The following is a 23250-nucleotide window of genomic DNA, read 5'->3' as shown; positions in this document are numbered from 1 at the left end:
TGGGACCCCGCGCGGGTCCGGCTGGAGAGTGTCTGTTTCCTGCAGTTTCCGACGAAGGGTGCATCATGAGCGGACTCAACCGAAAGTTCTGGGACTCCGACCCGATCGAGAAGCTCCGGGTCGGACCGGGATTCCGGCTCGCCTCCGTCGACCCGGACGCGACGCCCGGCTTCGACGGCGTCGTGAAGAAGAACGCCGACGAGGCGCTCGCCTCCGGTGTCGGCCTGCTCGATTCGCTGCAGGAGAAGCTCTACGCCAACAGCAAGGCCGCGGCGGCCGACGGCGGCGGACGCAAGGTGCTCCTCGTCCTGCAGGCCATGGACACCGCGGGCAAGGGCGGCATCGTGCGGCACGTCGTCGGGTCCGTCGATCCCCAGGGCGTGCGCCTCACCGCGTTCAAGGCGCCCACGCCCGAGGAACGCGCGCACGACTTCCTCTGGCGGGTGCGCAGTCGCGTGCCGGGTCCCGGCCTGATCGGAGTATTCGACCGCTCGCACTACGAGGACGTGCTGATCGCCCGCGTGCACGAGCTCGCCCCCGCCGAGGAGATCGAGGCCCGGTACGGGCAGATCCGCCAGTTCGAGCAGGACCTCGTCGACGACGGCACCACGATCGTCAAGGTCATGCTGCAGATCAGCTCGGCCGACCAGAAGGAGCGCCTGCTCGAGCGCCTCGACCGCCCGGACAAGCACTGGAAGTACAACCCCGGCGACGTCGACGAGCGGATGCGCTGGGCCGACTACCAGACGGCCTACCAGATCGCCCTCGAACGCACCTCGACCCCCGACGCACCGTGGTTCGTCGTTCCCGCCGGCAAGAAGTGGTACGCGCGCCTGGCCGTGCAGCACCTGCTGATCGACGCCCTCGAGCGCCTGAATCTCGACTGGCCGCCCGCCGCCTTCGACGTCGCCGCCGAAAAGCTGCGCCTCGCCGCCACCTGACCCGCCTCATCCGTGCGCCCCGCCCCGCCCCAGCCCCGCCCGCTCCTCCCGTTCTGCCCGCGAGAGTACGAAATCGGCCCTTATGGAGCCGTTTTAAGGGCCATAATCGTGCTCTCGCGGTTCACAGCGCTGAGCGCTGAGCGAAGCGGAAGGGGTGGGGCTAGCCGAAGGCCTCGACGATGGGGCGGAACTTCATCCGGGTTTCGGCGAGCTCGCGGTCGGGTTCGGAGCCGAGCACGATGCCGCAGCCGGCGTATGCCGTGACGTCGCCGGTCGGCGTGACCTGGGCGCAGCGCAGCGCGATCGCCCATTCGCCGTCGCCATCCGCGCCGACCCAGCCGACCGGGCCGGCGTACCGGCCGCGGTCGAAGGGCTCGAGTTCGCGGATCAGCGCGAGTGCGGCCTGCGTCGGCGTTCCCGCGACCGCCGCGGTCGGGTGCATGGCGGCGATGAGGTCGAGGGAGGTCGATCCGTCGGAGAGGGTGCCCTCGACATCCGTTGCGAGGTGCCAGAGGTTCGGGAGCTTGACGGTGAACGGCAGCTCGCTCGTGAGCAGGTGCGAGGTGTGCGGGCGCAGCGAGGCGAGCACGCTCTGCACGGCGAAGGCGTGTTCGTCACCGTCCTTCGCACTCGTCGCGAGCGCGGCTGCGGCCTCGAGGTCCGCGGCGGCGTCGGCACCCCGGGAGACGGTCCCGGCGAGCACCCGGGCATTGACCTCGCCGTGGTCGGCGCGGATCAGGGTTTCGGGGCTCGACCCGACGAGGCCGTCGACGGCGTAGGTCCAGCAGTCCGGGTAGCCGAGTGCGAGCTCGCTGATCGTGCGGCGCAGGTCCGACTTCGCCGGAAGGTGCCCGCGCAGGTCGCGAGCGAGCACGACCTTGTTCACCTCCCCGGCGGAGAGCCGAACGACCGCCTCATCGACGGCCGCCTTGTAGGCCTCGGGCCGCAGCGTGCCCGAGAGCAGCGAGATGCGGTATTCCGTGCCGAGCGGATGCAGCGCCACGGGAATTTCCGGAGGGGTTCCGCCGGTCGGCCAGATCCGGGTGACCCAGCAGAGTCCGTCCTCACGCCCGACGATGACCTCAGGTACGAGCAGCACGCTCGTCTCGGCGGATTCGTCGTCGAAGGCGAAGGTTCCGAACGCCAACAGGCCGGTGCCCGTTCGCGCGAGCGGGTCGGTCACCGTCGCGGCGGCGACCACGTCCCGCCACGCGCTCGCGGCATCCGTCATGCGGGTCGGGCCGGAGAATTCGAGCCGCAGCGCCGAGCCGAGGCCGGCGAGGCCCTGATTGCGGCGCATCCAGAGCAGCGGCTTCTGGGCGTCGAGAAGAAGGACCAGTTGTCGAATGTCGGCAATGGGAGTGGTTTCAACCGTTAGGGCCTGCACATTCACTTGCCCAGCCTATGCCAGCCGCCGCGTGCACCCGCTTCCGGGGCCAGAACGGCGCTATCACCGGCTTCGCAGGATGACCGGGGAGCGGCAACCTAGACTGTTGGAGTGAACAGAGCAGACCTCAGTAAGCAGCCGGAGCAGGTCGCTGCCATGTTCGATCAGGTGTCGACGCATTACGACCGCACGAACGCGGTGCTTTCGGTCGGAAACGCCGCCCTGTGGCGGCTCCAGGCGACCCGTGCCGTCAACCCGCAGGCGGGCGAGCGCATCCTCGACATCGCCGCGGGCACCGGCACCTCGAGCGTCGCGCTGACCCACACCGGCGCCCACGTCGTCGCCGCCGATTTCTCCGCCGGCATGATCAAGGTCGGCCGCGAACGCCACGCCGGCAACCCGCTCATTGAGTTCGTCCAGGCCGACGCGACAGCGCTGCCCTTCGCCGACAACGAATTCGACGCCGTCACCATTTCCTTCGGCCTCCGCAACGTCGTGGAACCGCGCAAGGCGCTCGCCGAGTTCTTCCGGGTCACCAAGCCCGGCGGCAGGGTCGTCATCTGCGAGTTCTCCACCCCGCCGAACCCGGTCATCCGCGGCGCATATTTCGCCTACCTCAACCAGGTGATGCCCCGGGTGGTCAAGCTCGCCTCCTCGAACGCCGAGGCGTACGACTACCTCGGCGAATCGATCGCCGCCTGGCCGACCCAGCCCGTGCTGAGCGGATGGCTCCGCGACGTCGGGTACGAGTCCGTTGCCTACAAGAACCTCACCCTCGGAATCGTGGCGCTGCACCGCGGCGTCAAGGCCGCCCCTGCGGCAGTCCCCGCCGACTGAAACTCCCCACCCAATGGATAGGCTGTCAGAGTGAAACCGAGCGTTCCCCTGTTCCGGCGCGGCTCCTCCGTGACGAGCCAGATCGGCCTCAGCGATCGAATCTTCTCGACAGCGGATGACCGGGGCCTGGCCGCCGGCATCGACGCCGGTCTCGAGCGGGTCGAGGCGAGCCTCTTCGCCGAGATCGTCTTCGCCGACGAGATCGCGAGCGTCACCACCCGGTATCTGCTCGAAGCCGGCGGCAAGCGGGTTCGCCCGATGCTCGCCCTCCTCACCGCCCACCTCGGCAGCGGTGGGATCACCGACGTCGTGACCGCGTCGACAGCCATCGAGATCACCCACCTCGCCTCGCTCTACCACGACGACGTCATGGACGACTCCGGTCAGCGTCGCGGAGTGCCGAGCGCCCAGACGGTCTGGGGAAACTCGGTCGCGATCCTCACCGGCGACCTGTTGTTCGCCCGGGCGAGCCAGCTGATGGCCAAACTCGGCGAGCGGGCCATCCGCCTGCAGGCGGACACCTTCGAACGCCTCGTCATGGGGCAGCTGCACGAAACCGTCGGCCCGCACGCGGGCGACGACCCGATCGAGCACTACATCTCGGTGCTCGCCGACAAAACGGGTTCGCTCATTGCGGCGGCGGCCCAGGCCGGCATCATCTTCTCGGATGCGCCCGACGAATTCGAACAGCCGCTCGTGAGCTTCGGCGAGAAGATCGGCGTCGCGTTCCAGCTCATCGACGACGTGCTCGACCTGTCCCCGCAGCCCGAGGCGACCGGGAAGGTCCCCGGAACCGACCTGCGCGCCGGGGTTGCGACCCTGCCCGTGCTCAGGCTCCGCGAGCGCGCCGGCGACGACCCGGCATCCGCCGCCCTGCTCGAACGCCTCGAACGCGACGTCATGAGCAGCCAGGGCACCCGGTTGGAAGCGGCCGACTCCGCGATCGCCGCGCTCCGCGACCACGACGTGACCGCGCAGACCCTCTCCGAAGCGCACGGCTGGGCACACGACGCCGTCGCCTCACTCGACCCCCTCCCAGACGGGTCCGTCAAGAAGGCGCTGACCCGATTCGCCGACACGATCGTCGAGCGATCAAGTTAGAAAGGTCGTCATGACCGAGAAGCGCCCCACCGACCAGCGACCCGCGAAGCTGCGCCTGGCGATCGTCGGCGCAGGACCCGCCGGCATCTACGCCGCGGACATCCTGCTCAAGGCGGAACGCAACTTCGACGTCTCGATCGACCTGTTCGACCACCTTCCCGCGCCGTACGGGCTCGTGCGCTACGGCGTCGCACCGGACCACCCGCGGATCAAGGGCATCATCTCCGCCCTGCGCGACGTGCTCGACCGCGGCGACATCCGCATCTTCGGCAACGTGCGCTTCGGCGAGGACATCACCCTCGACGACCTCCGGAAGCACTACAACGCCGTCATCTTCGCGACCGGCGCCGTGCGCGACGCCGACCTGAGGATCCCCGGCATCGACCTCGTCGGCTCCTATGGTGCCGCCCGCTTCGTCAGCTGGTTCGACGGCCACCCCGACTACCCGCGCACCTGGCCGCTCGAGGCGAAGCAGGTCGCCGTGATCGGCAACGGCAACGTCGCCCTCGACGTCGCACGGATCCTCGCGAAGCACGCTGACGACCTGCTGCCCACCGAGATCCCGGCCAACGTCTACGACGGGCTCAAGGCCTCACCCGTGACCGACGTGCACATCTTCGGACGCCGCGGACCGACATCCGTGAAGTTCACCCCCCTCGAACTGCGCGAGCTTGGCGAACTGCCCGACGTCGACATCGTCGTCTACGACGAGGACTTCGACTACGACGACGCCGCGCGCGCGGCCGTGGCCAGCAACAAGCAGGTCTTCGTGATCGACAAGGTGCTCGGCAAGTGGCGCGAACGCGCGCACAAGCTCGCCGAGGACCCGCAGGCCGGTGCGAGCCGCCGGCTGCACCTGCACTTCTTCGCCAAGCCCCTGGAACTGATCGACGACGGCACCGGCCGGGTCGGCGGCATCCGCTACGAACGCACCGCGCCGGACGGCCAGGGCGGCGTCGTGGGCACCGGGGAGATCCGCGAGCTGCCGGTGCAGGCCGTGTACCGTGCGGTCGGGTATTTCGGCTCGCCGCTGCCCGGAGTGCCGTTCGACAAGAAGCACGGCGTGATCCCGAACCGCGAAGGGCAGGTGCTCTCCAAGGGCGACCCGTCGTCCGGTGCGGGCAGCGCCAACCAGCAGCTCTACGGCGTGTACGCGACCGGGTGGATCAAGCGCGGGCCGGTCGGCCTGATCGGGCACACCAAGTCCGACGCGATGGAGACCGTGCGGCACCTGATCAACGACCTCGGCAACTGGTGGCGGCCGGAATCCCCGTCGGAAGAGAGCATCGTCGCGCTCCTCGACGAACGCGGCGTCGAATACACGAACCTCGACGGCTGGCACCGCCTCGACCAGCACGAGCAGGCGCTCGGTGCGGCCGAGGGCCGGGTGCGGATCAAGGTCGTGCCCCGCGACGAGATGGTCGCCATTTCCCGCGCCGTCGCGCCGGCAGCAGCGACCGCCTCCGCCTAGGACGCGAGGAGTTCGCCGACCGCCTCGCCGAACATGGTGAGGCGGCCGTCGGCGTCCGCAGTAGTGGTGTTCGGGCTCAGCAGCGCCAGCTTGTGGAACGGCGTCACGAGGATGCCCGGATGCCTACCGGAAGTTGACGAACTGCAGGGCGACGTCGAGGTCCTTGCCCTTGAGCAGCGCCATCGTGGCCTGCAGGTCGTCGCGGCTCTTCGAGCTCACCCGGAGCTCGTCGCCCTGGATCTGGCTCTTGACGCCCTTGGGGCCTTCGTCGCGGATGATCTTGCCGATCTTCTTCGCGTTCTCCTGGTCGATGCCGGCCTTCATCGAGGCCTCGATCCGGAATTCCTTGCCCGAGGCGTACGGGTCGCCCGCATCGAGGCTGCGCAGCGAGATGCCGCGCTTGATGAGCTTGGATTCGAAGACCTCGAGGATCGCCTTGACGCGCTCCTCCGAGCTCGCCTTCATGAGCACCTTTTCGCCGCTCATCTCGATCGAGGCGCCGACATTCTTGAAGTCGTAGCGCTGCGCGACTTCCTTGTGGGCCTGGTTGAGGGCGTTGTCGACCTCCATCGGGTCGACCTTGCTGACGATGTCGAACGTTGAGTCTGCCATGACAGCAATGTTATCGGCGGATGCTTCGCCCGGCATCCGCGCCCGGCTCGCGCACGACCCGTGCCTCGCTCCTCAGCCCGCTCCGGGGCTCATCGGGAACTGATAGCCGGTGGATGCCGGGGCCATAGCCCTGCTGCGTACCGTTGCCGACGCGGCAGTCGAAAGGCCGCGCACGAGCTATCGAGGAGACCATGAAACGGCCACAGTTTCTCACGCACATCCGCCCACGAACCTGGGTGGTTGCCGGCGTCGTCGTGCTCGCCCTCGCGGGCGGCAGCATCTACTGGTTCGGTTTCGCCGTCCCCGCGAACACCAAGACCAAGGTCGCCGCTCCGATCACCGTCGCCGCGAGCCTCACGACCATGCAGCAGACCGTCGACAGCGACGGCACCGCGACCCCGACCGTGAACGACTCGGTCAGCTTCGCCGTGTCCGGCACCGTCACGGCCGTCCCGGTCGTGGCGGGGACCACCGTGACCGCCGGCCAGGTGCTCGCGACGGTCGACACGCTCAGCCTCGATGCCGCCGTGCTCGAAGCGCAGGCGACGCTCGCAACCGCCCGGGCCAAACTCGCGTCGAGCGTGAGCGACAGTGACGGCACCTCGGCCGCCGTCGCGCAGATCGCGGCCCAGACGGCATCCGTCGCCGTGGATGAGGCGGCCGTCGTGACCGCGCAGGCCGCGGTCGCCGGTGCGACCCTCACCGCCCCGTCGGCCGGCCTCGTCACCGCGGTCAACGTCGCCGTCGGCGACGTGATCTCCTCGGGCAGCTCGGGCAGTGCAGGGGCCGGTGGCGGCGCAACCGCCTCGACAGCCTCGACCTCGTCCAGCTCCTCGACGAGCACCGCCGACTTCAGCATCGTCGGCACCGACTCGTGGTCGCTGTCCCTCGACATCGGCGAGTCGGACATCGCCCAGGTCGCGGTCAACGACCAGGTCGAGCTCGCCCTCGACGACGGCACCGCGTTCTTCGGGACCGTGCAGTCCGTCGGCATCCTGCCGTCCACCACCTCCGGCGCGGTCACCTACCCCGTCGTCGTCGCCGTCACCGGCGATCCGGACGGACTCTACGACGGAGTGGCCGTCACGGCCAAGATCGTCTACGAGCGCCGCACCAACGTGCTCACGATTCCGAGCGCCGCGGTCACGACCGCGGACGGCGTGTCGACCGTGAAGACCCTCGACGCCGCCGGCACCGCCGTCGCGACGACCGTCACGGTCGGCGAGACCGTCGGCAACCTCACCGAGATCCTCACCGGGATCGCGGAGGGCGACGACGTCGTGGTCGTGACGTTCACCCCGGGCTCCGGCAACAGCGGCTCGACGACCAACCGGCAGAGCGGCGGCAGCGGCGGATTCCCGACCGGCGGCCCGCCCGCCGGGTTCACCCAGGGAAGCGGGTCGAACGGTGGTTGAGCCGCTCACGAACCCGCTCGAAGCGGATGCCCCGGGCCCCGTGATCGAGCTCATCGACGCAGGGAAGACCTATACCTCGGGCACCATCGAATTCGAAGCGCTGAAAGGGATCAACCTCGCCATCCACGAGGGCGAATACGTCGCCATCATGGGGCCGTCCGGCTCCGGGAAATCCACCATCATGAACATCCTCGGCTGCCTCGACACCCTCACCCGCGGCCAGTACCGCCTCGGCGGCACCGACGTCGAGGAGCTCGACGAGATCGAACTCGCGAGCGTGCGCAACCAGCAGATCGGCTTCGTCTTCCAGGGCTTCAACCTGCTGTCCTCGCTCCCGGCCTGGCGCAACGTCGAACTTCCCCTCGTCTATGGGCACGTGCCGCGCGAGGAACGCAAGAAGCGCGCGAGCCGCGCCCTCGAACGCGTCGGCCTCGGCGACCGCCTCGACAACAAACCGGGAGAGATGAGCGGCGGCCAGCAGCAGCGCGTCGCCGTGGCGAGGGCCCTCGTCGGGGAACCGACGATGATCCTCGCCGACGAACCGACCGGAAACCTGGACTCGGTGTCGACCCGCGACGTGCTCAGCCTGTTCGACGAGCTCAACAACCTGGGCCGCACGATCGTCCTGATCACCCACGAACTCGAGGTCGCCCAGCGCGCCCGCCGGATCGTCTGGGTCAAGGACGGCGCCATCGTCAGGGACGAGGTGAACGCAGCATGACCTGGATGGAGAGTTTCCGCACCAGCTGGAGTGCCGTCTACTCCCACGCCCTGCGCTCGATGCTCACGATCCTCGGCATCCTGATCGGCATCGCCGCGGTCATCCTGACCGTCGGCCTCGGCCTCGGCACCCAGCTCGACGTGAGCGCCCAGATCAGCTCCCTCGGCAGCAACCTGCTCATCGTCGCCCCCGGCAGCAGCACGAGCACCACGGGAGCCCGCGGCGGTTTCGGCACGAGTGCGACCTTGACGATCAAGGATGCCGAGGCACTCACGTCAACGGTGAACGCTCCCGACATCTCCGGGGTCGCCCCGGAGAGCACCACCTCGCTGTCACTCACGGCCAACGACACCAACTGGACGACGACCGTCACGGGAACGACGACCGCGTGGACATCCGTGCGGCAGCGCACCCTCGCCCGCGGGGCCTTCTTCACCCAGGCCCAAGCGGATGCCTCCGCCGCGGTCGTCGTGCTCGGCTCGGAGACCGCAAACGAACTCTTCGGCACTCAGAACGTGGTCGGCCAGTCCGTCGTGATCAGCGACAAGACCTTCCAGGTGGTCGGAGTGCTTGCCACGGCGGGGTCGGACTCGTCGAGCAACCTCGACGACGTGGCCATCGTGCCCTTCAGCACGGCGGCCACCGACCTCGTCGGCGGCACCGCGAGCAACGCGGTGTCGACGATCTACCTGCAGGCCGCCTCGGACACCCAGCTCTCCGCGGCCTACCAGGAGGCCGACGCGCTCCTGCTCAACCTGCACTCGATCTCCTCGACGGACGACGCCGACTTCACGATCAGCAGCCAGGACGCCCTGGTCAGCACCGCGACAGCGGTCTACCAGACCCTGACGATCCTGCTCACCGGTGTGGCCGGGCTGTCGCTCCTCGTCGGCGGCATCGGCGTGATGAACATCATGCTCGTCTCGGTTTCCGAACGCACCAGGGAGATCGGGCTCCGCAAGGCGCTCGGCGCCCCGCCGTGGGCGATCCGGCGCCAGTTCCTGATCGAGGCGGCCATCCTCGGGCTGTCCGGCGGGATCCTCGGCGCCGTGATCGGCGTCGTCGCGGCCCTGACCCTGCCCGCGGTGATCGGCAGCTCGATCGTGGTGTCCCCGCTCGCGGTCGGACTGTCCATCGGGGTGGCAATCGCCATCGGCATCGTCTTCGGGGTCTACCCGGCCACCCGGGCGGCCAAGCTCGCGCCGATCGATGCGCTCAGGAGCGAGTAGCCGTGCGCGTCACCCGAACCTTCGCCCAGAACGCCTCGCCCGGCGGCCAGAACCCGCCGCGGACATCCGCTTCAGCCACCGTTTCACGTCCTGTTCCACGTCCATTGGAGACCTCATGACCCACACTCGACCGACCACCCGTTTCGCCACCAACTTCGGAGTCCTGCTCGCCCTCGGCGGGGTGCTGCTCCTGACCGGGTGCGCCGCGGGGGCGAGCACGGCAGCGGTCCCGGCCGCGTCGTCTGCCCCGGCGGCATCGGCAGGCGGGCAGGGCGACGGGGGCATCAACGGCACCATCGCCTCGGTGGCCGCCGGCATCCTGCAGGTGCAGGATTCCAGCACCCAGACCGCCGTGTCCTACACGGCGGCGACGACGATCACCGCGACCGTGACCGGCGCGCTGACGGATGTCTCCGTCGGCCGCTGTGTCACCGTCGCCGGCTTCACCGCGGCGAGCGGCACGACCGTGGCCACCGCGGCGACGACCGTGACCGTGACCGACGCCGTGGACGGTGCCTGCACGACGGGTAACCGCGGCGGAGGCGCAGGAGGAATGGGCGGGGCGGACGGCACGATGCCGAGCGGTGCCCCCGACGGAACTGCACCGACCGACATGCCGACCGACATGCCGACCGACATGCCGAGCGACGGCGCCACCGGCGCTCCGGGCGGGATGGCCGGCGGCTTCCCGGTCAGCGGACTCGTCACCGCGGTTGCCGCTGACTCGATCACCGTCGACGCAGCAGGCATGGGCAGCACGGACACGACCTCGACCGTGGTCACCGTCGCGTCCACGACCACCTACCTCAATACGGTCGCCTCCGACTCGAGCGCCCTCGTCGTCGGCGCGTGCGCCGTGGCAACCGGCGCCTCCGACACGAGCGGCGGCTTCGCCGCGACAGCCCTGAAGATCTCGACCGCCACCGCGGACGGCTGCGTCTCGCGGTCGGGCTTCGGCGGCGGCACCCGCCCGGGTGGGAGCACCTCCCATGAGTAGGACTCCCTTCGGCGCCTCTCGCAGGGCGGCCCGCGCCGAGGCCGCAGCGGCAGCCGCGGCCGCAGCGGCGCTGTCGACCGCATCGGCAATCGCCGCCCAAGACGCCCAGCAGGATGCGACGGAGCCGGCACGCGAATACCTGGCGGCGTCGGCCGCGTCCGGCGCGTCGCCCACGAACGCGAAGTCCGCCACGACGGCCCGGTCGGCCAAGGCCGTCGCGACACGCCTGACGGAGCCGGCAAGCGCATCCTTGGCGACACCGGCCGAGTCCGGCGCGTCGCCCATGACCGCGAAGTCCGCCACGACGGCTCGGTCGGCCAAGGCCGTTGCGAAGCGCCGCCGGCGCCTGATCGCCCTCGGCGCGGTCACCGCGGTGCTGTGCGCCTCGGGCGGCGGGGTCGTCTATGCGATGAACCGCACGGACAGCGGTAACTTCCGCACCGTCATCGCCGCGACGGGGACGGTCAGTCAGTCCCTCGCCGTGACCGGCACCGTCGCGCCGACCACGAGGAAAGACGCCGCCTTCTCCGTCGGAGGGACCGTCGCTACGGTCGACGTCGCCGCCGGGGCAACCGTGGCAGCAGGCCAGACCCTCGCAACGCTCGACGCGGCCGACCTGGCCGCCGCCGTCACGAAGGCGGAGGAGACCGTCACGAACGCCGAGCAGGCCCTCACCGACGACCTCGACTCCCAGACCGCCACCACCACGTCGTCGTCGACCTCAACGACCGCCACGACCGGGTCGACAGGGACGACGTCGACCGGCTCGTCGACCGGAACGACCGCGGCAACCGGCACGGGCACGACGACCGGTTCGACAGGCTCGACCGGCTCGACCTCGACCGTTCCCAACGCGGCGGTAATGTCCGCCGTGACCGCGGTCACCGCGGCCCAGGCCGCGCTGCTCGCGAGATACACCGACGCGCAGGCCGCGCTCGCCGCGAGCGACGCGACCCTGGCCTCGACCGACGCGACCTGCAAGCCGTTCATCGACGCGGCCCTCGATGACGCCGCGACGATCGATGCGAACGCAACCGGTACCAACTTGACCGGCACGAGCGCCGGCACGACGGATGCCGCGGCCACGCCGACCGAAACCGCGACCCCCACCCCGACGGCGACCGCGGATCCGACGACCACAGCCGAGCGACTCGCCGCAGCTAAGGCCGACCTGGCCGCCTGCCAGACCGCGATCACCGCGGTTCTCTCCGGCCAGAAGACCGTCGACACGGCCCAGCAGGACGTGCTGACCCTCGTGACCGCGTTGAACACAGCCATCACCGGCCTCACCGACGCCGTCACCGCCGCGAACGCCGCACCGACGATCGGCACGACGGGCACGAACGGCGGTGCGACCGCGACCACGGGGGCCACCGGCACGAGTACCGGCGCAACAGGCGCAACAGGCACGACAACCGGTTCCGCCGCAGCAACCACAGGCAGCACGTCCGGGACCACGACGGGGACGGCATCCGCCGTCACGGGCGCGACCGGGACTGCCGCCGGCAACGCCGGCACCGGCACCGGGTCGACGGCGACGGCGACGGCAACGGTCGCGTCCGCTGAGACGATCGTCGCCGACAGGGCCGACATCGCGGCGGCGGAGGCCCAGCTCGCCATCGCCCAGAAGCAGGCCACCCTCGCCACCCTCACGGCCCCCTATGCCGGAACCGTCGCCGCGGTCTCGATCGTCGCCGGCGACACCGTCTCGGCGGCGTCGAGCACCGCCGTGATCACGATCCTCGGTAACGACGGCTACGTCGTCGACTCGACCGTGTCCCTCGCGAGCGTCGCGAGCCTCGCCGTCGGCCAGACCGCGACGATCGAACTCGCCACGACGAAAACGGAACTGACCGGGGTCGTCAGCTCCATCGGCATCCTGAACGTCTCGACGTCGTCGACGCCGAAGTATGCGGTCACCCTCGCCGTCGACTCGACGGACGCCACGATCCTCACCGGAGCCTCCGCCCAGGTCACGGTCGCGATCGAGAGCACGGATGCCGTGCTCACCGTGCCGACCTCGGCCGTGCACCGCGACGGGTCGGCGTACACCGTCGACCTGCTCGTGAACGGGGTCTCGACCTCGACGACCGTCACGGTCGGCGCCGTCGGCGCCGAGCTCACCGAGATCGCCTCCGGCCTCGCGGCCGGCGACGTCGTGATCCTCGCCGACCTGAGCGACGCGATCCCGGGGACCGCGGCCGACACGAGCTCGAGCCTTACCAACCTCGGCGGTTCGAGCAACGGAAGCAGCGCCGATTTCCAGGGCGGCCCGCCCTCCGGCGACTTCAGCGGGTTCAGCGGCGGCACCCCGCCCCAGGGCTGATCCCGCGTTCCGAATTCAGGAGACGGCCTCGGAAACCGGTCCGGAACCGGTCAGAAAACCGGTTCAGCCGGGCGCAACTCCTGAATTCGGAACGGGTACGGCGGCGGAGTCGACGCGGGGCGAGCCGGGGGGAGTAGGGGGAAGTGGGGGCGAGAGTCAGCCCTGGGGCGGACGGGCGGTGCTGGAGCGCACGATCAGGTCGAACGGGATGGCGGTGTCGAGCCCGACCGGGTCGTGCTTGCCCGGCTGCAGTTCGTCGAGGAGGATCTCGACGGCCTTCTCGCCCTGCCACTGCGGGAACTGGGCGATCGTGGTGAGCCCGAAGAAGTCCGCGAGATCGTGGTCGTCCGTGCCGACGACGGACACGTCCCGCGGCACGACCAGCCCGAGGTCGCGTGCGGCGAGAATGCTGCCGATCGCCATCTCGTCCGACGCGGCGAAGATCGCACTCGGCCGCTCGTGCGGGTTGCCGAGCAATTGCTTCGCGGCCTGGTACCCGCCGCGCACAGTGAAGTCCGCCGCCTGGAACAGGGCGGGGGAGGGCGCGATGCCCGCGGCGGACAGCGCGAGCTCGTAGCCGAGGCGCCGGTTCGTCGGAAGGTGGAAGTCGAGGTCGAGCTCGAGGTTGCCGCCGATGTGCGCGATCCGGGTGTGCCCGAGCGCGAGCAGGTGCTCCGTCGCGAGGCGGGCGACGGCGACGTCGTCGATCGTGAGGGTCCGCACCCCGGCGATCGGGCCGCCGATGCCGACGAGCGGCTTCTTGAGCGCGTGCAACCGGGCCACCTCGTCCGGGTTCAGTTCGAGGGAGACCGCGATGACGGCATCCACTCTCTGGCGCAGCAGGAAGTGCTCGAACACGCTGCGGCGTTCGTCGTCGTCGCCGGCGAGGCTGTAGAGGGTGAGGTCGAAGCCGCCGCGGAGAAGGGCCTTCTGGGCGCCTTCGACAACGTTGGAGAAGAACCACCGGTCGAGGAACGGCACGACGACGCCGATGTTCTTCATGCGACCGGATGCGAGGCTCGAGGCGTTCGAGGACACGACGTAGCCGAGTTCCCCCGCAACGGCCTCGACCCGGAGCCGGGTGGCCGGGGAGACGTGGCCGTTGCCGCTCAGGGCGCGGGAGACCGTCGCTGTGGACACGCCCGCCTGACGGGCGACGTCGTCGATGCCGACCATGCGGCTCCTCACAAGTCAGGGGGAAATGGCCCTTCTGCGATCATATCGAGCGGGCGCATCCGCCAGCCGACACCGGCGGTTCCGGACGCAATTTCGCACGGGGGCAATTCCCTTGTATTCTGTCTGAGCGTCTCCGGTCAGGTGGTTTCACATGGTCGGGTGCGCAATGGCAAGTTACCCAAGTGGCCAAAGGGATCTGACTGTAAATCAGCCGTCGTAGACTTCGGGGGTTCGAATCCCTCACTTGCCACCACACGAGAACCCCGGAAGCCCTGGCTTCCGGGGTTTTTGCGTCTCCTCTCCTGCTGTCTCCCGCATCCTCTAGCGTGGAAGCATGACTGTTCCCGCCCCGACCGAACTGCTCCGCCTCGCCCAGGACACCGCGCTCGTCGCGGGGGAGCTGGCCGCCCGGCGACGCGCCGAGGGCGTCGAGGTTGCCGCGTCCAAGTCCTCGCCGGAGGACATCGTCACCTTCGCCGACCGGGAGACCGAAAACCTGATCCGGGCGCTCCTCGCCGAGGCGCGGCCGAATGACGGCTTCTTCGGGGAGGAGTCCGCGGCGACCCCCGGCACCTCCGGCCTGACCTGGGTCGTCGACCCGATCGACGGCACCGTCAACTTCCTCTACGGCATTCCCGCCTGGGGCGTCAGCATCGCCGTCGTCGAGGGCGACGACCCGGCGACCTGGACCACTCTGGCCGGTGCCGTCTTCAACCCCGCGCTCGGTGAACTCTTCACCGCCTCCACGGGCGGCGGCTCGCACCTCAACGGCACCAGGCTCCAGGTGGCGACCGGCGTTCCGCTCAACCTCGCGTTGGTCGGCACCGGCTTCTCCTACCGCGCGGCCATGCGGCTGCGCCAGGCGAACGTCGTGCACGGCCTGATCGACCGGGTGCGGGACATCCGTCGCATCGGTTCGGCCGCGCTCGACCTCTGTTCCGTTGCCGCCGGTCGCCTCGACCTCTATTACGAACGCGGGCTCAACCCCTGGGACCAGGCCGCGGGTGCGCTCGTCGCCCGCGAGGCCGGCGCGCGCGTCGGAGCCTTCGGCGAGGACCGGGAGGGAATCGACCTCCTCATCGCCGGGGCTCCCGACCTGTACGCCGACTTCGAGCCGATCCTGGCGCCGCTCTTCACCCAATTTATGAGTTCTCAGGAACGGTAGCCCTGCGGGAGCCGAGCCCCCGCCGATGCCGGGGTGACAGCGGAAATCCGACCGTGACGGTGCCCCCAGTATTGACGGCAAAATACCCCGTTTTGGGGTGTCATTACGTGCAAAGGAATGGAATATTCGCGTCTCCCGGGCTAGCCTGTAGTGATTCGTTACTTTGGCCAGGCCAAGACGACCACGCTCGCCACTGTCAGCCGCGCCGAAAGAATCCACCCGACTTTGTCATCTCACTCCTCCACACCGCGCGATCGTGCGCGTGCCGCGAGTGACTCCGAAAGCCCGGTAGTGAGCGATACTTCTACTCCGGTCCAGCCCGCCCAGAGTGCTGTGCCCGTGCATCCGGCCGCCCTCACCCGCCGTGAACTGCGCGAGCAGGAACGCCTCGCCGCGGCCCCCCTGGCGGCAGCGCACCGCGCCGCAGCAGCCGACGCGCCCGCCGTCCCCGCCGTTCCTACTACGTCCCGACCGATCGAACTCAGCACGGACGCCGTGCAGGTTCTCGCCGATGAACTCGCCGAACCCGCGCTCGCCACGGTGACCGTCAACGATTCCGACCGCCTGATCGCGGCCCCCGCCGCCGAAGACGCGCCGCTCACCGACCTCGACCGGCTCCAGACGGATGCCGCGGCGCCGATCGCGTCGAGCCCGCTGCCGAGCAGGTCCCGGGTTCGTGCCTCGAAGTCAGGTTCCCACGGCTCCGCCGGTGCCGCCCGGGCGATCCGGGCCCTGGACGAAGCCGGACAGCCGGTTCGCCCGTCGCGCACCGAAGCGCGGAACGCGTCACGCGCCCTCCGCAGCGGCACGATGAAGCAGCCGTCCCAGCGTCCCGCCACCGCCCAGACGGCGTCCCCGCGGCCTGCCCCGAAGTTCCGTCGCCTCGCGACAACGGGCGTCACGGTCGTCGCGATGGCCTTCGTCGCCCTGATGGCCGTGTCCACCTCGCTTCCCGCGGAAGCGTTGCTCTCCTCGGCCGACGTGCAGGCCGCAGCCCGGCTCTCCACGCAGACCTCGCAGGTCGAACCGGCGCAGACGCTCAGCATGGATGGCGGCACCGACACGATCTCCGTGACCCGTGACGGCTTCGAATCGAAGTCGATCGCCGAGGTCGCCGCGGCGAGCGGCATCCGCATGGAAGCGACCTTCACCAACAACCCGAACGGCACGATCCAGTGGCCGTTCGCGGTCGGCGTGCACATCGGCGACCGGTTCGGCTATCGCAACTGCGCCGGCTGTTCCGCCGACCACCAGGGTCAGGACTTCAACCCCGGCATCGGCGCCCCGATCCAGTCCGTCGCCGACGGCGTCGTGAGCTTCACCGAAGACGGCGAAGGCAGCCTCGGCGTGCACATGATCATCGACCACGTCATCGACGGCAAGGTCGTCTCGAGCGTCTACGCGCACATGATCCACGGCTCGATGCTCTTCAAGACCGGCGACGTCGTCAAGGTCGGCCAGGTCATCGGCAAGGTCGGCAATACCGGAATGTCCACCGGCCCGCACCTGCACTTCGAAATCCGCCTCGGCGGCAAGGACGGCGTCCACGTCGACCCGCTCGTCTGGCTCCGCGCCAACACGAACTAGCGCGATCGCTAGTCGCTAGGTGTAATTCCCAGGGTTCTTGTGAACGCGGTTGATGGGTGGAGTGTTTCCGATGCCGCTGTGGGGTCTGTGGTGATCGTAGTCATGGACCCGCTGCTGGCAGGTGGCGGCGCGGGCTTCGTCTGACGTGTAGGCGGCGGCGTAGGCCGAGTCGTGAGTGGTCTTCGCGGCCCGCCGGAGGTTCCAGCCGTGATCAACGACGCGGCGGGCGAGCAGCAATCGGCCTTTCGGGGACAACAAAGCGTTGGCGTGGGACACGAGGACTTCCTTGAAATCGAGTGAGTGTGGTTGCCCACTTCGATACCGGAGGTCCTCGCCCTGTAAATCAAGCCACGCCGTTCACAACGTCCCTGGAGTTACAGCTAGTCGCTAGTCGGATTTTCAGCGAAAACCAAAAGCTATGGCACGGCGGTCCGGTAGGACGTGACGTTCGGAATGCCTGATTAGGCCCTTTCTTGGGGGTGACGAAGACACGCAAACGCCGGCGAATTCTGACTATGCTGAACGCGAGACTGGGGGGGAGTCGTTGGCAGATTTGCTGGTGAGCGTCGCATTGCTGGAAGGCTTGAGGACGTCGATGTCGCGGGCCGCCGAGGTGATGCGGGCCGACCCGAGGTTTGGTTCCGGGGAGGCCGTGTTGCAGTCGGATGTCGTTTCCGATGCGCTTTCCGGTGGTACGGCCCAGTATTCGGCGCGGGGTCAGATCCTTGCCGACGTAGCCTCAGATGTCGCGTCTTTCCCAGCGACTGCCGCGCATGAGCTGCAGGCTGCGGATGCGCGCCTCGCGTCGGGCACGATGTTCTGATGATGTGGACGAGGGAGACGCCCGGCGCTGGGGAACCGTGGGGTATCCGCAACGAGGCGAGCGTTCGTGAACGACGGGCGGACGACCTCCGAACAGTTCAAAGCCAGTTGGCCGACGTGCTTGCCGATGCGGGGAGCGCAGACTGGACGGCCCAGTCGCGGGACGCCTTCGTGGCGAGAGTGGAGACTTTGGGCCCCGGTCTCGCCCTCCTCATTGATGGTTTGGAGGAGCAGGGGGCTGCTCTGCGCCGTTATGGCGCCGACGTCGAACAGATCCAAGACGAGCAGCGGTCGTTGGAGTATCGACGAGGAGAGGCTCACTCCCGGTATTGGGCCTTTCAGAGGCAGCTCCAGGCGCTGCCGATGGACGATCCTGTGTTCACGGTAGACGCCTCCATCCCTGTCGAGCGTGCGCGCTTGGGTGCCCACATGGACTCGGAACGTTCGATTCTCAGGAACGTTGATGCCCAGTGGAATGAGCTGGTCGTGCGGCGTCGCGCCGCGGACTCGTTCTGCGCCCAGCAATTGGGGTCTGTTGCGGTGTTGGGCGGCCTCTCCTCCGTGACTGCTGCTGTCGGTCGAGGAGCGACCGCCACTGAGATATTGGTCAGCCTCGCTGCCCTGAGCGCTGAGGATCTGCAGGTCTTCCTCCGGTCCCATCCCGACCTGGTCCGCGGCTTCCAGGACAACGAGCCCACGCCCTCCGTGGTCAAGGGATGGTGGGACGCGCTTGATCCCGGCCAGCAGACTGCACTCCTTGCGGGCGCGCCCGCGATCATCGGTGCGCTCGACGGCGTGCCGTGGCCGGCACGGTTCACCGCGAACAAGACCAACATCGCCCAAGCGAGAAGAGACAATGCGGCCACCATCGCGAGTCTGCGCGAACAGATCGCCGCGGTTCCGCAAGGCAAGTCGTTTGTTCCCCAAAAGGTGGATCTCCAAAACGCTCTCGCTGCTGCGCTCAAACGAGAGTTGACCTATCAGGTGATGGCCGGCGATGATCATCAGGTTCTACTCTTCGACCCCGCCGGGAACGGTCGCTACGCGGAAGTGCACGGCACGCTATCCGAGAAAACCGCGAACATCGCAGTGATCGTGAACGGAACGACACTGGACATGGACACAGTCCTCGACTACGACGATCGCGCCAGGTTATTGTTCGATGAATCAGTGCGCCGAGGATCGGCACCGTTGGTGACCATCACCTGGATGGGCACGGATTTCCCGAGCTGGGAAACCTATTTCCCGTCGAACCGGGACCAGTTTGCGATTGACGGTGGTCCACGATTGGCCCGGTTTGTCTCTGGACTTGACGAACTGTCTGCGGCACCTATCGGCGTGGTCGGGCATAGCGCGGGGGGTGCCATCGTCGGGAGTGCTGAAGTTACGGGAATGCCTGCTGCTTATGTCATGCACATCGAGAGTGCCGGGGCGGGACCTGGGGTGCACACCATTGAGGACTACGCAAACCCGGCCATCGAGCGTTTCTCAATGACATCCCCTGATGATCCGATTCAGGACGTTCAAGAGTCGCACGTATTGGGAGCCGACCCCGACACGCTGGCTGGAGTCAGGACCCTAGACTCGGGGTATTCCAGCATCAGCGAAATGAGTCCGGTCGTCGGCCTCATCGTCGGCAGCCAGGCTCACAACGACGTATTCAATCAAGACTCAAGAGGGTGGACCGAAATCTTCACGAGGCTCACGGATGAGAGAATGCGGTAAATGCCCAATTCGAGGAACGCCATAAGAGGGCGGTACCGGCCTTTGGCCGCCGTGCTCGGCGCAGCGCTAACCCTTCTTGCACTTTCCGGGTGTTCTCTTCCCACTGGAAGAACTGACCTGACATTGCGTGACGGGGCTCTGCTCACCCAGCGGGAAGTGACGACGCTGATGTCGAAGGTTCCAGCCGGGTGGTTGGTTAGTAATAACGATGGTTCGAGGTGGAATGACTCTGCCTATTGCGGCGACGTTATTGAGACGGGTCCCACGGGTAGTGCCTACTGGTCGTATGCGCTTGCCTATGATCTGACGAAGCCCGTCGCAAATGCTGAGTTGCTCAAGCTTCTAGCACCGTCCGGTGCAGAGTGGGTGTTGCGACCTGACTCGTCAACAGCGAGCGGCACGGGCGACGCGACCGTCGTTGACCTCTACTACGACGGACCTGATATGACCGTCAGCGTCTATCTGAATGGGGAGAGCCCTACGCGGCCCCACATCTCTGTTGCTGCGACGAGCAAGTGCATCGGCAACGGCGAGACCGGCCCTGGTACTTTCCCGACGCCAATCCCGACCGCTGTTCCGGCCCAGTCAGCGAAGCCGTGAGTCAGGCCAAGACGATTCACTGTGAAATGCTGCACGAGTTCCAGCCGTGATCAACGACGCGGCGGGCGAGCAGCAATCGGCCTTCCGGGGACAACAAAGCGTCAACGTGGGACACGAGGACCTCCTGGAAATCGAGTGAGTGTGGTTACCCACTGCGATACCGGAGGTCCTCGCCCGTTAACTCAAGCCACACCGTTCACAACGTCCCTGGTGGTTACAGCTAGTCGCTAGTCGGTGACGTCGCTCGCACGGCCGCGATCGATGGCCTCGAGCAGACTCGTCGGCACGGCGAACGGGGTCAGCCCCGCGATGCTCAGCAGGTCGTCCCCTGCCCGCGCGGCGGGTTCGAGGGCGACGACCTGGTTGTGCAGGCGCTCCATCTGGATGTCCAGGCGATTGGCGACATCCGCCGCCTCTTTGAGTTCGGCGACGAGGTTCGCCGGCACGACCCCGCGGTACTTGTAGAAGATCTTGTGCTCGAGGCTCGCCCAGAAGTCCATCGCCACGGTGCGGATCTGGATCTCGACGGTGACGGGTTCGACCCGGTCGGACATGAACACCGGGATCGCGACGATCAGGTGCAGGCTCTTGTAGCCGTTCGACTTCGGGTTGGTGACGTAGTCCTTGACCTCGAGGACGGTGACGTCCTCCTGGCTCGTGAGCATGTCGAGCACCCGGTAGGTGTCGGAGATGAAGCTGCACGTGACCCGGATGCCGGCGATGTCCTGGATCTGCCGGCGGATGTCCTCGAGGTCGAGCGGGCAGCCCTTGCGCAGAGCCTTGTTGAGGATCCCCTCCGGCGACTTGATCCGCGAGCTGACGTGCTCGATCGGGCTGTAGTCGTGGATGGACGCGAACTCTTCCTTGAGGATGTTGATCTTCGTCATCATCTCGTCGGTCGCGAACTTGTACGACATCATGAAGCGCGTGAGCTCGGTCTTGATCTCGTGGTGGCGCGCCTTCTCGGCGTCGCTCTCGGCCTGAAGTTCGGACGGTGTCGCGTCGTGGGCAACGGCGCGGGTGTCGCCGTAGTTCCCTGAACCGGGTTCGACCACGACGAGGTCGGTATCGGTGCTCTCCTGCGCGACCACGTCGGTATCCGTGCTCTGCTGGGTGCCGGCGACGCTGTCGGTCTGTGGGGCGGTCACGGTGTGCTCCTTCTGCGGGCGCCGAATCGGCGCCGCTCCCTCAATCCTCCCACTTCGGGCTGAAAGGCAGCCGCTGAGGTGCCGCACATCGACGTTCGCGCGGGTTGCGAACAGCGATCTGCGACACCTCAGCGGAGGGTCGGTGGCGCTAGGCGCGCAACCAGGCCGTGGTGTCGCCGGGCAGGGTGCGTCCGGTGAGCGGTTCGCTCGCGAGCAGCACCTCGCCGGCGGGCAGGGTGATGGATGCCGCCCCCGTGTTCGCGACGACGGTCACGCTGCCGTTCGTGAACGCGACGACCGCGTCACCGAGCCCGTTCAGCCAGGACACGGATCCGAGTCCGAGGCCGTGCTCCCGCCGGAGCCGCAGGGCGAGCTTGTAGAGCTCGAGGGTCGAGGTCGGCACGCCCTCCTGCACGTCTCGGGCGAGTTCGCCCCAGATGGCCGGCTGCGGCAACCAGCTGGCCGCGGTCGGCCCGAAGCCGTAGGACGGCGCAGAGCCGACCCAGGGCAGCGGCACGCGGCATCCGTCTCGGCCATAGCGCTCGCCGTTCGTGCGGAACCAGGTCGGGTCCTCGCGGGCGGAGTCCGGCAGGTCGACGACCTCGGGCAATCCGAGTTCCTCGCCCTGGTACAGGTAGCTCGAGCCGGGCAGGGCGAGCATGAGAGCGGATGCCGCCCGTGCGCGGCGCAGGCCGACGACGGCATCGGGTAGGCCGACCGTCTTCGGGCCGATGCCGTGGCCCTGCAGGTTGTCGCCCGTGAGCGCGAGGCGCGAGGCGTGCCGGACGACGTCGTGGTTGGAGAGCACCCAGGTGCTCGGCGCCCCGACGGCGCTGAACGCGGCGAGGGAGTCGTCGATCACGCGGCGGAGGGCCGGGCCACCCCAGAGGGTCTCGAGGTAGGCGAAGTTGAACGCCTGGTGCATCTCGTCGGGACGCACCCACTCGGCGACGTGGCTGAGCGGGTCGACCCAGGCCTCCGCGGCCAGGATCCGGTCGCCGGGGTACTCGTCGAGCACGAGCCGCCAGTCGCGGTAGATCTCGTGCACTCCGGGCTGCGCCCAGTACGGCGCGGTCGCGGCGGGGTCGGCGACGACGCCCGGCTCGAGAACCGTTGCCCCGCCCATGCTGCCGCCATCGGCGGGTGGGGTGTAGTCGGGGAGGCCTGCGGCCTTGATCATTCCGTGAGCGACATCGACCCGGAAGCCGTCTGCGCCGCGGTCGAGCCAGAAACGCAGCACGTCGCGGAACTGTTCGCGCACCCACGGGCTCTGCCAGTCGAAGTCCGGCTGGCTCGAGTCGAAGAGGTGCAGGTACCACTGGCCGGGAGTGCCGTCGGCCTCCATGACGCGGGTCCACGCGAGGCCGCCGAAGACGGATTCCCAGTTGTTCGGCGGCAACTGCCCGTTGACGCCCTTGCCGTCGCGGAAGATGTAGTGTCCGCGCTCGGCGCTTCCGGGGCCGGCCGCGAGGGCGGCCTGGAACCACGGGTGGTCGCTCGAGGAGTGGTTGGGCACGAGATCGACGATGACCCGGATGCCGAGATTGTGTGCCGTTGCCTGCAGGCTGGCGAAATCGTCGAGGGTTCCGAAGAGCGGATCGACATCGCAGTAGTCGGCGACGTCGTACCCCGCGTCGCGCTGGGGCGACGTATAGAACGGTGAGAGCCAGATCGCATCGATGCCGAGATCGCGCAAGGCGGGGAGCCGGCTTTCGATTCCGGCGAGGTCGCCCATGCCGTCGCCGTTCGAGTCAGCGAACGAGCGCGGATAGATCTGGTAGATAACGGCGGTACGCCACCATTCGGAGCCTGTCATGACGAAAACTTTACTGCATGGAATACCAAATGAAAGCGCTTCCATAAATCTATGCTTAAACGATTCCGACAATCTTTCAAATACCTGCGCACTTTGAATTGCCAATCAACAGTCCATCGGCTAGACATGTAAACGCTTGCACTTTTGATTTGTTCGTTCTACGAGAGGCACACC

Annotated in this window: 20 protein-coding genes and 1 tRNA gene; 15 read left to right on the top strand and 6 right to left on the bottom strand. The window is 68.1% G+C overall.

Features of this window, described 5'->3' with window-relative positions:
* The first annotated feature begins 65 nt into the window (after window positions 1-65).
* On the top strand, window positions 66-941 hold the full coding sequence (locus E3O44_RS09265) for a polyphosphate kinase 2 family protein (RefSeq protein WP_134534454.1): 876 nt from the start codon (window positions 66-68) through the stop codon (window positions 939-941).
* Between the two features lie 160 nt (window positions 942-1101).
* Here the strand turns inward: E3O44_RS09265 and E3O44_RS09260 are convergent, their stop codons facing one another.
* Window positions 1102-2328: an isochorismate synthase gene (locus E3O44_RS09260; protein WP_420897923.1), complete on the bottom strand. Its 1227-nt coding sequence runs from the start codon at window positions 2326-2328 to the stop codon at window positions 1102-1104.
* 111 nt (window positions 2329-2439) lie between these two features.
* Here E3O44_RS09260 and ubiE point away from each other — a divergent pair, with 111 nt between their 5' ends.
* The 3 genes from ubiE to E3O44_RS09245 are packed head-to-tail and all read left to right on the top strand — an operon-like array spanning window position 2440 to window position 5737.
* Window positions 2440-3165 carry a bifunctional demethylmenaquinone methyltransferase/2-methoxy-6-polyprenyl-1,4-benzoquinol methylase UbiE gene (ubiE, locus tag E3O44_RS09255; protein WP_166792593.1) on the top strand — a complete coding sequence of 242 codons (726 nt, stop codon included), beginning with the start codon at window positions 2440-2442 and terminating at the stop codon, window positions 3163-3165.
* A gap of 30 nt (window positions 3166-3195) precedes the next feature.
* Window positions 3196-4266 (top strand): polyprenyl synthetase family protein, encoded by a 1071-nt coding sequence (locus E3O44_RS09250; RefSeq protein ID WP_134534453.1) that lies wholly within the window; start codon window positions 3196-3198, stop codon window positions 4264-4266.
* A 10-nt stretch (window positions 4267-4276) separates the two neighbouring features.
* Window positions 4277-5737: an FAD-dependent oxidoreductase gene (locus E3O44_RS09245; RefSeq protein ID WP_134534452.1), complete on the top strand. Its 1461-nt coding sequence runs from the start codon at window positions 4277-4279 to the stop codon at window positions 5735-5737.
* Between the two features lie 123 nt (window positions 5738-5860).
* On the opposite strand, the gene E3O44_RS09240 is transcribed toward E3O44_RS09245, so the two are convergent.
* Window positions 5861-6349, bottom strand: coding sequence for a YajQ family cyclic di-GMP-binding protein (locus E3O44_RS09240; protein WP_134534451.1), 489 nt, complete (start codon window positions 6347-6349; stop codon window positions 5861-5863).
* A 191-nt stretch (window positions 6350-6540) separates the two neighbouring features.
* Here E3O44_RS09240 and E3O44_RS09235 point away from each other — a divergent pair, with 191 nt between their 5' ends.
* From E3O44_RS09235 to E3O44_RS09215, 5 genes are all read left to right on the top strand, one after another.
* Entirely contained in the window at window positions 6541-7764 is a 1224-nt protein-coding gene (locus E3O44_RS09235; RefSeq protein ID WP_134534450.1) for an efflux RND transporter periplasmic adaptor subunit, read from the top strand.
* On the top strand, window positions 7757-8485 hold the full coding sequence (locus tag E3O44_RS09230) for an ABC transporter ATP-binding protein (RefSeq protein ID WP_134534449.1): 729 nt from the start codon (window positions 7757-7759) through the stop codon (window positions 8483-8485). The genes E3O44_RS09235 and E3O44_RS09230 overlap by 8 nt, the downstream gene beginning before the upstream one ends.
* Window positions 8482-9714 carry an ABC transporter permease gene (locus E3O44_RS09225; protein WP_134534448.1) on the top strand — a complete coding sequence of 411 codons (1233 nt, stop codon included), beginning with the start codon at window positions 8482-8484 and terminating at the stop codon, window positions 9712-9714. Before E3O44_RS09230 ends, E3O44_RS09225 begins: the two co-directional genes overlap by 4 nt.
* A 115-nt stretch (window positions 9715-9829) precedes the next feature.
* Entirely contained in the window at window positions 9830-10711 is an 882-nt protein-coding gene (locus E3O44_RS09220; protein WP_134534447.1) for a hypothetical protein, read from the top strand.
* Window positions 10704-13037: an RND family efflux transporter gene (locus E3O44_RS09215; RefSeq protein WP_134534446.1), complete on the top strand. Its 2334-nt coding sequence runs from the start codon at window positions 10704-10706 to the stop codon at window positions 13035-13037. Before E3O44_RS09220 ends, E3O44_RS09215 begins: the two co-directional genes overlap by 8 nt.
* Window positions 13038-13193: 156 nt before the next feature.
* Here the strand turns inward: E3O44_RS09215 and E3O44_RS09210 are convergent, their stop codons facing one another.
* Window positions 13194-14213 carry a LacI family DNA-binding transcriptional regulator gene (locus tag E3O44_RS09210; RefSeq protein WP_134534445.1) on the bottom strand — a complete coding sequence of 340 codons (1020 nt, stop codon included), beginning with the start codon at window positions 14211-14213 and terminating at the stop codon, window positions 13194-13196.
* Window positions 14214-14381: 168 nt separating this feature from the next.
* On the opposite strand from E3O44_RS09210, the gene E3O44_RS09205 reads away from it, so the two are divergent.
* The 3 genes from E3O44_RS09205 (at window position 14382) to E3O44_RS19860 (ending at window position 16965) form a co-directional block, all read left to right on the top strand.
* A tRNA-Tyr gene (locus E3O44_RS09205) sits at window positions 14382-14466 on the top strand.
* A gap of 81 nt (window positions 14467-14547) precedes the next feature.
* Window positions 14548-15378 (top strand): inositol monophosphatase family protein, encoded by an 831-nt coding sequence (locus tag E3O44_RS09200; RefSeq protein WP_134534444.1) that lies wholly within the window; start codon window positions 14548-14550, stop codon window positions 15376-15378.
* A 291-nt stretch (window positions 15379-15669) separates the two neighbouring features.
* Window positions 15670-16965 (top strand): peptidoglycan DD-metalloendopeptidase family protein, encoded by a 1296-nt coding sequence (locus E3O44_RS19860; protein WP_134534443.1) that lies wholly within the window; start codon window positions 15670-15672, stop codon window positions 16963-16965.
* A 15-nt stretch (window positions 16966-16980) separates the two neighbouring features.
* On the opposite strand, the gene E3O44_RS19760 is transcribed toward E3O44_RS19860, so the two are convergent.
* The gene (locus E3O44_RS19760) at window positions 16981-17241 is read right to left on the bottom strand and encodes an integrase core domain-containing protein (protein WP_134534442.1); all 261 of its coding nucleotides are present in this window, start codon (window positions 17239-17241) and stop codon (window positions 16981-16983) included.
* A 283-nt stretch (window positions 17242-17524) separates the two neighbouring features.
* Here E3O44_RS19760 and E3O44_RS09185 point away from each other — a divergent pair, with 283 nt between their 5' ends.
* Genes E3O44_RS09185 through E3O44_RS09175 form a run of 3 tightly spaced genes read left to right on the top strand, consistent with a single transcriptional unit; the run spans window position 17525 to window position 20112 of the window.
* Window positions 17525-17788 (top strand): hypothetical protein, encoded by a 264-nt coding sequence (locus E3O44_RS09185; protein WP_134534441.1) that lies wholly within the window; start codon window positions 17525-17527, stop codon window positions 17786-17788.
* Window positions 17788-19512 (top strand): hypothetical protein, encoded by a 1725-nt coding sequence (locus E3O44_RS09180; RefSeq protein WP_134534440.1) that lies wholly within the window; start codon window positions 17788-17790, stop codon window positions 19510-19512. The genes E3O44_RS09185 and E3O44_RS09180 overlap by 1 nt, the downstream gene beginning before the upstream one ends.
* Window positions 19513-20112 carry a hypothetical protein gene (locus E3O44_RS09175; protein ID WP_134534439.1) on the top strand — a complete coding sequence of 200 codons (600 nt, stop codon included), beginning with the start codon at window positions 19513-19515 and terminating at the stop codon, window positions 20110-20112.
* A gap of 227 nt (window positions 20113-20339) precedes the next feature.
* On the opposite strand, the gene E3O44_RS09170 is transcribed toward E3O44_RS09175, so the two are convergent.
* Window positions 20340-21260 (bottom strand): GTP pyrophosphokinase, encoded by a 921-nt coding sequence (locus E3O44_RS09170; RefSeq protein WP_338144730.1) that lies wholly within the window; start codon window positions 21258-21260, stop codon window positions 20340-20342.
* Between the two features lie 148 nt (window positions 21261-21408).
* Window positions 21409-23076, bottom strand: a complete 1668-nt coding sequence (locus E3O44_RS09165) for a glycoside hydrolase family 13 protein (protein ID WP_241976193.1) — start codon at window positions 23074-23076, stop codon at window positions 21409-21411.
* Window positions 23077-23250: the final 174 nt, after the last annotated feature.

It is taken from the genome of Cryobacterium algoricola, from assembly GCF_004402485.1.
GTDB classification, from domain to species: Bacteria; Actinomycetota; Actinomycetes; order Actinomycetales; family Microbacteriaceae; genus Cryobacterium; species Cryobacterium algoricola.
Note: the sequence above shows the minus strand (reverse complement) of the source record. Positions and strands in the feature narration are given on the sequence as shown.

What these genes read in the sequence shown, in the direction of transcription:
- E3O44_RS09265 (WP_134534454.1), top strand. Translation starts at nt 66, where the DNA reads ATGAGCGGACTCAACCGAAAGTTCTGGGACTCCGACCCGATCGAGAAG.
- E3O44_RS09245 (WP_134534452.1), top strand. Translation starts at nt 4,277, where the DNA reads ATGACCGAGAAGCGCCCCACCGACCAGCGACCCGCGAAGCTGCGCCTG.
- E3O44_RS09240 (WP_134534451.1), bottom strand. Translation starts at nt 6,349, where the DNA reads ATGGCAGACTCAACGTTCGACATCGTCAGCAAGGTCGACCCGATGGAG.
- E3O44_RS09235 (WP_134534450.1), top strand. Translation starts at nt 6,541, where the DNA reads ATGAAACGGCCACAGTTTCTCACGCACATCCGCCCACGAACCTGGGTG.
- E3O44_RS09225 (WP_134534448.1), top strand. Translation starts at nt 8,482, where the DNA reads ATGACCTGGATGGAGAGTTTCCGCACCAGCTGGAGTGCCGTCTACTCC.
- E3O44_RS09220 (WP_134534447.1), top strand. Translation starts at nt 9,830, where the DNA reads ATGACCCACACTCGACCGACCACCCGTTTCGCCACCAACTTCGGAGTC.
- E3O44_RS09215 (WP_134534446.1), top strand. Translation starts at nt 10,704, where the DNA reads ATGAGTAGGACTCCCTTCGGCGCCTCTCGCAGGGCGGCCCGCGCCGAG.
- E3O44_RS09210 (WP_134534445.1), bottom strand. Translation starts at nt 14,213, where the DNA reads ATGGTCGGCATCGACGACGTCGCCCGTCAGGCGGGCGTGTCCACAGCG.
- E3O44_RS09200 (WP_134534444.1), top strand. Translation starts at nt 14,548, where the DNA reads ATGACTGTTCCCGCCCCGACCGAACTGCTCCGCCTCGCCCAGGACACC.
- E3O44_RS09180 (WP_134534440.1), top strand. Translation starts at nt 17,788, where the DNA reads ATGATGTGGACGAGGGAGACGCCCGGCGCTGGGGAACCGTGGGGTATC.
- E3O44_RS09175 (WP_134534439.1), top strand. Translation starts at nt 19,513, where the DNA reads ATGCCCAATTCGAGGAACGCCATAAGAGGGCGGTACCGGCCTTTGGCC.
- E3O44_RS09165 (WP_241976193.1), bottom strand. Translation starts at nt 23,076, where the DNA reads ATGACAGGCTCCGAATGGTGGCGTACCGCCGTTATCTACCAGATCTAT.